This window comes from Actinacidiphila glaucinigra, from assembly GCF_900188405.1.
Lineage (GTDB): Bacteria > Actinomycetota > Actinomycetes > Streptomycetales > Streptomycetaceae > Actinacidiphila > Actinacidiphila glaucinigra.
This window is the reverse complement of the sequence record NZ_FZOF01000075.1, coordinates 1-4,250: the sequence shown is the minus strand read 5'-3', so window position 1 is coordinate 4,250 and position 4,250 is coordinate 1. Positions and strand designations below refer to the sequence as shown.

The following is a 4,250-nucleotide window of genomic DNA, read 5'->3' as shown; positions in this document are numbered from 1 at the left end:
CAGCCGCTGTGGCTGGGTTCGATCAAGTCGAACATGGGCCACACCCAGGCGGCGGCTGGTGTCGCGGGCATCATCAAGATGGTCATGGCGATGCGCCACGGCGTGCTGCCCAGGACACTGCACGTCGACGAGCCGTCCCCGCACGTGGACTGGTCGGAGGGCGCGGTCTCGCTGCTTGCCGAGCAGACGGCCTGGCCGGAGACCGGCCGCCCGCGTCGCGCCGCCGTGTCGTCGTTCGGCTTCAGCGGCACCAACGCACACGCCATCATCGAACAGGCCCCCGAACCCACACCCGCACCGGTCGAAGCACGGAAGCAGGCACCGACGGAAGTCCTGCCGTACGTCCTGTCGGCGAAGTCCTCGGACGCGCTGCGCGACCAGGCGGCCCGGCTCCGCTCCCACCTCGAAGACGCCGTCGATGTCGGTGCCGCCGTCGCGTCCTCCCTGGCCACCAAGCGTGCCGCTTTCGAGCACCGAGCGGCGGTCGTGGCCTCGGACCGGGATGAACTCCTGCGCGGCCTGGCCGCACTCGAGGCCGACAGCCCGGCGGCATCGGTGACACGGGGCACCGCGAGCACCGGAAAGCTCGCCTTCCTCTTCACCGGGCAGGGGAGTCAGCGGCTGGGCATGGGCCGAGAACTGCACGAGGCGTATCCGGTGTTCGCTCAGTCGTTGGACGCGGTCCGTGAGCGACTCGGGCTGGATGCGCTGTTCGGCGATGACACTGAGGTGCTGGACCGGACCGAGCACGCCCAGCCGGCGCTGTTCGCGATCGAGGTGGCGCTGTTCCGGCTGCTGGAGTCGTGGGGTGTGCGTCCGGACTTCCTGTCCGGCCACTCCGTCGGTGAGATCGCGGCCGCTCATGTGGCAGGGGTGTTGTCGCTGGACGACGCGTGCACGCTGGTCGCGGCACGTGGTCGGCTGATGCAGGCGCTGCCGGCCGGTGGGGTGATGATCGCGCTGCAGGCCTCGGAGGACGAGGTCCTGCCGCGGCTGAACGAGCGGGTGAGCGTCGCGGCGGTGAACGGTCCGGAGTCGGTCGTCATCGCGGGCGACGAGGATGCCGCGCTCGCGATCGCGGAGTCCTTCCCGGATCGCAAGTCGAAGCGGCTGTCGGTCAGTCATGCGTTCCATTCGCCGCACATGGACGGCATGCTCGACGCCTTCCGTGAGGTGGTTGCGGGGCTGTCGTTCGAGACCCCGCGCATACCGGTCGTGTCCAACCTGACCGGTGCCGTGGTCACCGACGAGATGGCCTCGCCTGACTTCTGGGTGCGTCACGTCCGCGAAGCCGTGCGATTCCTGGACGGCGTCCGCGTCCTGGAGGCCGCCGGTGTCACCACGTTCGTGGAACTCGGCCCGGACGGCGTGCTGTCGGCGATGGCGCAGGAGTGTGCGACCGGCGAAGGTGCCGCCTTCGTTCCCTTGTTGCGCAAGGCCCGACCGGAGGCCGAGACCGTCATCAGTGCCCTGGCCCACGCCCACACCCGGGGCGTCGCGGTCGACTGGCAGGCCTACTTCGGCGGGGCCGGCGCAGGGTTCGCCGACCTGCCCACTTATGCCTTCCAGCGGCAGCGCTACTGGCTGGAGGCGCCCGCGCACGCCCTGAGCGGGGACGTGACGTCCGCCGGCCTCGGCGCGACCGATCATCCGCTGCTTGGTGCGGCCCTTGAGCTCGCGGACGCTGATGGGCGTGTGTTCACTGGGCGGTTGTCGATGCGTTCGCATCCGTGGTTGGCGGATCACGTGGTCTTCGGCTCGATGCTGCTGCCGGGTACGGCGTTCGTGGAGCTGGCTCTTCACGCGGGCGAGCAGGTTGGTAGCCGGGTTCTGGAGGAGTTGACGCTTCAGGCGCCCTTGGTGCTGGCGGAGTCCGGTGCCGTTCAGCTGCAGGTGGTGGTCGGGGAAGTTGACGCATCCGGCGGACGTTCGGTGGCGGTGCATTCACGGCCGGATGACGCGGAATCGGTGTGGGTGCGTCATGCGGTGGGTGTGCTGACGGACGACGTACGCCCGAGTGCGGCTGACTTGTCCGTGTGGCCGCCTGCCGGCGCGGGCGTCGTCGAGGTCGATGCGGCGTACGAGGCGTTGGCTGAGGCGGGTCTCGTCTACGGTCCGCTGTTCCAGGGGTTGCGGGCGGCGTGGCGCCGCGGTGATGAGCTGTTTGCCGAGGTGGCCGTGCCGGTGGAGGCGCAGGGGGATGCCGAGGGTTTCGGTGTGCATCCGGCGCTGTTGGACGCCGTGCTGCACACGGTGGCCCTGGGTGGCGTGCTTGCGGACTCGGAGGGTGGTGCGCGGCTGCCGTTCTCGTGGAACGGTGTGAGGTTGCATGCCGCTGGTGCGTCGGCGGTTCGGGTACGGTTGGCGGCGGCCGGGGACGGCGCGGTGTCGCTGGAGCTGGCCGACACTACGGGTGCGCCGGTTGCGTCGGTGGAGTCGCTGGCACTGCGCGCGGTCTCGCCCGAGCAGATCGACGCGGCACACGGCACCCGGCAGGACTCCCTCTTCGCGGTCGACTGGACGGCGCTGCCCTCCGCGCTGGCGTCGGTGAACGATCCGCAGAAGGTGGTCTGGCTCGGAAGCACGGGCCTCGTCGCCCTTGCCGACGAGGGCCAGGCCGTGCCGGAGGTCGTGGCGGTGTCCTTGGACGCCGCCGCAGCCGTGGGTCTGCCTGACGCCGTGCGTGCGGAGACCGGTCGGGTACTGGGTCTGGTGCAGGAGTGGCTGGCCGACGAGCGCTTTGCCGAGTCGCGTCTGGTGTTCGTGACGCGGGGTGCGGTGGCTGCTGTGCCGGGCGAGGAGGTTGCGGATCTGGTGCATGCCCCGGTGTGGGGTCTGGTGCGGTCGGCGCAGTCGGAGAACCCGGGCCGCTTCGGTCTGATCGACCTCGACGGTGAGATCGACGCGGACACCGTCGCGGCGGTGTTGGGTTCGGGTGAGCCGGAGGTCGCGGTCAGGGCGGGGACGTTCCTGGTGCCGCGTCTGGTCCGTGCGGTGGTGGCGCCGGAGGCGGAGCCGCTGATTTTGGACGGCACGGTGCTGGTGACGGGTGCCAGTGGTGAACTGGGCGCGTTGTTCGCGCGGCACCTTGTCGTCGAGTACGGGGTGCGGGATCTGCTGTTGGTGAGCCGGCGGGGTGATGCCGCGCCGGGTGCTGCGGAGCTGACGGCGGAGCTGGCTGAGCTGGGTGCGTCGGTGGCGTGGGCGGCGTGCGATGTGGCCGATCGGGATGCGCTGGCCGCTGTGCTCGACGCGGCTCCGGGGCTGTCGGCGGTGGTGCACACAGCAGGTGTCCTGGACGACGGCGTCATCGCGTCCCTGGACCAGGAGCGTTTGTCGGCGGTCCTGCGTCCGAAGGTGGATGCGGCGTGGAACCTGCACGAGCTGACGCAGGGCATGGACCTGTCGGCGTTCGTGCTGTTCTCGTCGGCTGCGGGCGTGTTCGGCAACGCGGGGCAGGCGAACTACGCCGCCGCCAACGCCTTCCTGGACGCGCTTGCCAGGCACCGCAGGTCGCAGGGGCTGGCGGCGACGTCGCTGGCGTGGGGCCTGTGGGACGGCGGCATGGCAGGCGAGGTGACGCGTTCCGGACGCAGCACCGTGAACGCCCTGAGCGAGCAGGAAGGCCTGGCCCTCTTCGACACCGCGGCCGCCTCTCCGACCGCCGTACTCGTGCCGCTGAAGCTCGACCTGGCGGCCCTGCGTTCCCAGGCTTCCGCCGGCGGCATGCTGCCGCCGCTGCTGAGCGGCCTGGTCCGTGTCCCGGCCCGCCGCGCCGCGAAGGCCGGCGTCGAGTCCGTGGCCGATCGCCTGGCCGGACTGTCCGTGGCCGAGCAGGAGGCTCATGTCCTGGAGCTGGTGCGCTCCGAAGTCGCGGCGGTGCTCGGACATGCGAGTCCGGAGGGGGTGGAGCCGGACCGGTCGTTCCGTGAGCTGGGCTTCGACTCGCTGACCGCCGTCGAGCTGCGCAACCGCCTTGCTGCGGCGATCGGGCTGCGCCTGCCGGCCACCCTCGTCTTCGACTATCCGACCTCCGCCGCTCTCGCGGAGTACGTACAGGGCGAACTGGTCGGCGTGGCAACCGTGGTGACGGCAGCCGTGCCTGTCGTCCTGCGTGACGACGAGCCGATCGCGATCGTGGGTCTGGGCTGCCGTTATCCGGGTGGGGTGGAGAGCCCGGAGGATCTGTGGCGGCTTGTGGTTGAGGGCCGTGATGCGATCTCCGGTTTTCCTGAGGATCGCGGCTGGGA

At 70.7% G+C, this 4,250-nt stretch carries 1 protein-coding gene; it reads left to right on the top strand.

The genetic code is table 11. The features are described 5' to 3' along the window. A partial coding sequence (locus CHF15_RS43705) for a type I polyketide synthase (protein ID WP_143681806.1) occupies positions 1-4,250 on the top strand: 4,250 nt, incomplete at both ends.